Annotated in this window: 4 protein-coding genes and 1 pseudogene; 3 read left to right on the plus strand and 2 right to left on the minus strand. The window is 77.5% G+C overall.

What is annotated here, in order from left to right; all coding sequences use genetic code 11:
• Positions 1-722 (minus strand): annotated as a pseudogene (locus tag DLJ47_RS37375) (hypothetical protein); the annotation flags it as partial.
• Here DLJ47_RS37375 and DLJ47_RS33740 point away from each other — a divergent pair.
• Entirely contained in the window at positions 603-1559 is a 957-nt protein-coding gene (locus tag DLJ47_RS33740) for a tetratricopeptide repeat protein (protein WP_233258163.1), read from the plus strand. The pseudogene DLJ47_RS37375 and the gene DLJ47_RS33740 sit on opposite strands and share 120 nt — an antisense overlap.
• Complete coding sequence (locus DLJ47_RS33745) at positions 1556-2569, plus strand: HAD-IIA family hydrolase (protein ID WP_109906222.1); 1014 nt, start codon at positions 1556-1558, stop codon at positions 2567-2569. The genes DLJ47_RS33740 and DLJ47_RS33745 overlap by 4 nt, the downstream gene beginning before the upstream one ends.
• A 145-nt stretch (positions 2570-2714) precedes the next feature.
• Here the strand turns inward: DLJ47_RS33745 and DLJ47_RS33750 are convergent, their stop codons facing one another.
• A complete protein-coding gene (locus DLJ47_RS33750; protein ID WP_109906224.1) occupies positions 2715-3053 on the minus strand; it encodes an SCP2 sterol-binding domain-containing protein in 339 nt (112 codons plus the stop codon).
• A gap of 111 nt (positions 3054-3164) precedes the next feature.
• On the opposite strand from DLJ47_RS33750, the gene DLJ47_RS33755 reads away from it, so the two are divergent.
• Positions 3165-3539: phasin family protein (locus DLJ47_RS33755; RefSeq protein WP_446723641.1), on the plus strand; the 375-nt coding region annotated here is incomplete at its 3' end.

A 3539-nucleotide genomic window follows, 5' to 3' on the forward strand; every position in this document is an offset into this window, starting at 1 on the left:
GCTTCCGGGGTGGCGAGCGCCGTGAGGGTGGCTTCCGGGGTGGTGACCGTGAGGGCTTCCGGGGCGGTGACCGCCGCGAGGGTGGCGCGCCGCGTGAGGGCTTCCGCGGAGGCGACCGCCGTGAGGGCGGTGCGCCCCGTGAGGGCTTCCGCGGAGGCGACCGCCGTGAAGGTGGCTTCCGCGGTGGTGACCGCCGTGAAGGTGGCTTCCGTGGTGGCGACCGTGAGGGCTTCCGCGGTGGCGACCGTCGCGAGGGCGGTGCGCCGCGTGAGGGCTTCCGCGGTGGCGACCGTCGCGAGGGCGGCTTCCGGGGCGGCGACCGCCGTGAGGGCGGCTTCCGTGGGGACCGAGACGGCGGGTACCGGGGCGGCGACCGCCGTGAGGGCGGCTTCCGTGGGGACCGAGACGGCGGGTACCGGGGCGGGGATCGCCGCGACGAGCGGCGGGAGCGTCCCGAGGCCGGTGCGGCCGAGCGCGCTCCCGCGCTGCCCGACGAGATCGTCGCGACCGACCTCGACAAGGACGTCCGCGCCGAGCTGCTCTCGCTGGCGAAGCCGGTCGCGGAGACCGTCGCGCGGCACCTGGTCGCCACGGGTCAGCTGATCGACGAGGACCCGGCCGAGGCGCTCGCGCACGCGCTGGCCGCCCGGCGGCTGGCGTCCCGCATCGCCGCCGTCCGCGAGGCGGTGGGCCTTGCCGCGTACCACGCGGGCGAGTGGCAGACGGCGATCGCGGAGCTGCGCACGTACCACCGGATGACCGGACTGCAGAGCCACCTGGCGGTGCTCGCGGACTGCGAGCGGGCGCTGGGCCGGCCCGAGCGGGCGATCGACCTGTTCCGTGGCGCGGACCGGGAGAAGCTGGACCAGGCCACCGCCATCGAGCTGCTGATCGTGGCCGCCGGGGCCCGGGGCGACCTGGGCCAGAAGGACGCCGCGGTGGCGATGCTCCAGGTCCGCGAGCTGACCAGCGAGGCGACCGAGCCGTGGGCGGCCCGACTGCGGTACGCGTACGCGGACGCCCTGCTGGCGGTCGGGCGACGCGAGGAGGCCCGCGAGTGGTTCTCCCGGGCCGCCGACGTGGACACCGAGGGCGAGACCGACGCCGCGGAGCGGCTGCTCGAGCTCGACGGCGTGCTGATCGAGGGCGACGACGAGGACGAGGAGTCGGCGGAGGAGATCGCCGCCGGTCCCGGCACGCCGGGCGCCGTGCCGGCCCGGCCGGACGCGGACCTCACCGGCGACGCCGACGTCACCGCACCGCGCGAGCGCGACGCGGAGGCCGGCCCGGACCGGCGCGACGCGGCCGACGACCGGTGGGACGTCGACGCCGCCGAGTGGCGGGACGAACCGCAGGCCGCCGAGGTGCCGACGGACGACCTGGCCGACGACGAGCTGACCGAGGCCGAGGCGCAGTCGGTGGCCAGCGCCGGCGACGCGCCGGCCGGGAACGTCACCGCGACGTTCCGGGCGGCCGGCGAGGAGCCCGACGCCGGACCGGCGACGGCCACCCCGACCGGCGCGACCCCGGCGGACGAGCCGGAGTCGGACCGGCGGTGACCGACGGGGAGCGGCTGGTCGACGGGTACGCCCTCGTCGTCTTCGACCTGGACGGGGTGATCTACCTGATCGACCGGCCGATCCCCGGCGCGGTCGAGGCGGTCACCCGGCTGCACGGCGAGGGGCGGCTGGTGGCGTACGCCACCAACAACGCCTCGCGCCGGTCCAGCGAGGTGGCCGACCTGCTCACCGGCATGGGCGTGCCGGCCGACCCCGACGAGGTGCTGACCTCCGCGGCGGCCGCCGCCGAACTGCTGCGCGACCGGTTCCCGGCCGGCAGCCCGGTGCTGGTGGTCGGCGCGGAGGCGCTGCGCGCGGAACTGCGCGCGGCCGGCCTGACGCCGGTCGGCACGGCCGAGGAGGACCCGGTCGCGGTCGTGCAGGGGTACGGCCCGCAGGTCGGCTGGGTGGACCTGGCCGAGGCGGCGGTGGCCGTCCGGGGCGGGGCGACCTGGATCGCCACCAACACCGACCGGACCCTGCCCAGCGGGCGGGGCCCGCTGCCGGGCAACGGGGCGCTGGTCGCCGCGCTGCGCACCGCGCTCGACCGGGACCCGGACGTGGTGGTCGGCAAGCCGGAACCGGCGCTGTTCGGCACCGCCGCCCGCCGCGCCGGCCAGGGCCGGACCCTGGTGGTGGGCGACCGGCTGGACACCGACATCGAGGGGGCCCGGCGGGCCGGCCTGGACAGCCTGCTGGTGCTGACCGGGGTCAGCGACGTGGCCGAGCTGCTCGCCGCCCCGGCCGAGCGCCGGCCCACGTACGTCTCGGTGGACCTGACGGGGCTCTTCGACCCGGCGGCCGTGGTGCGGGTGCCCGCCCCGGCGGACGCCGCCGGCTGGTCGGTGGCGGACCGCGACGGGGCGCTTGAGCTGTCCGGCGCCGGCCGGACGCTGGACGCGGTGGCGGCGCTCTGCGCGGCCGCCTGGTCCGCGCCGCGGCCGGCGCCGGTGCGCGCCGCGTCGGCGGAGGCGGGCGAGGCGCTGGCCGCGCTCGGCCTGACCGGCTGAGGGTAGGCACCGGGTCGCCGGCGGGTACGCGCGGCCACGCTGCCGGATGCCCGCCGCCGGCCAGCCGTACGGTCGGCACGAGGGTCGCGTCCGCTGCCGCCGATCATCGGCCGTCAGCTGTGGACCGACCCGGCCAGCCGGACTGTCAGAGCAGCTTGCGCAGCTTCATCAGGTCGAACGGGCTCGCCTTGATCGACACCCGGTGGGACGCCACGGCGCGGGTCACGTCCAGTTCGCCGCGGACCAGGGCGACCAGGTCGTCGCTGCTGGTGCTCAATGCGATCTTGGCCTTCGGGTCGTCGCCGTCGGTCATCTCGACCAGCCGGCCGTCGGCGATCCGCCCGTGGAAGGCGGTGTCCAGGTCGGTGATCCGGCAGGCCAGCGTGCGGTCCAGGTCGACCCGTTCCCGCACCGTCTCCGCGTTGCGGTCCAGCCGGTCGGCCAGGTCCCGCAACGCCTGTCGGCACTCGTCCACGCTGGCCACATCGCCCCCTCGCCGGTAGCCACGCCGTCCCCGGCACCGTACCGCACGGGGTGACCCGCCGGGCCGGTAGCGTGACACCTGCACACCTCCACCCCGCGGAAGGACTCAGGCATGCAGGACGCGTGGCGCGCCTACCTCGAGCTGGCCATGGGCCTGACGGAGGCGCCCCGGAAGAAGGCCCAGGACGCCGTCCGTCGGCTCGTCGGCTCCGGCGGAGCGACCGCCGCCCAACTCCAGGGCCTCGCCGAGGAACTGCTCTCCACCGGTGCCGCCAACCGGGAGGCGCTGACCAAGCTGGTCCGCTTCGAGGTCGACCGCGCGCTCGGCGCCGTGGGCCTGGCCACCGCCGACGAGGTCGCCGAGCTGACCCGCCGGGTGCACGAGCTGGAGCGCCAGCTGCGCGAGGCCAAGGGCGGCCCGTCCGGCCCCGTGCCGCAGGCACCCGCCCCGGCCCCGGCCCCGGCCACCGAGGGGCCGGGGCCGGGG

It is taken from the genome of Micromonospora sp. S4605, assembly GCF_003176715.1.
In the GTDB taxonomy this organism is placed as follows: domain Bacteria; phylum Actinomycetota; class Actinomycetes; order Mycobacteriales; family Micromonosporaceae; genus Micromonospora; species Micromonospora echinaurantiaca.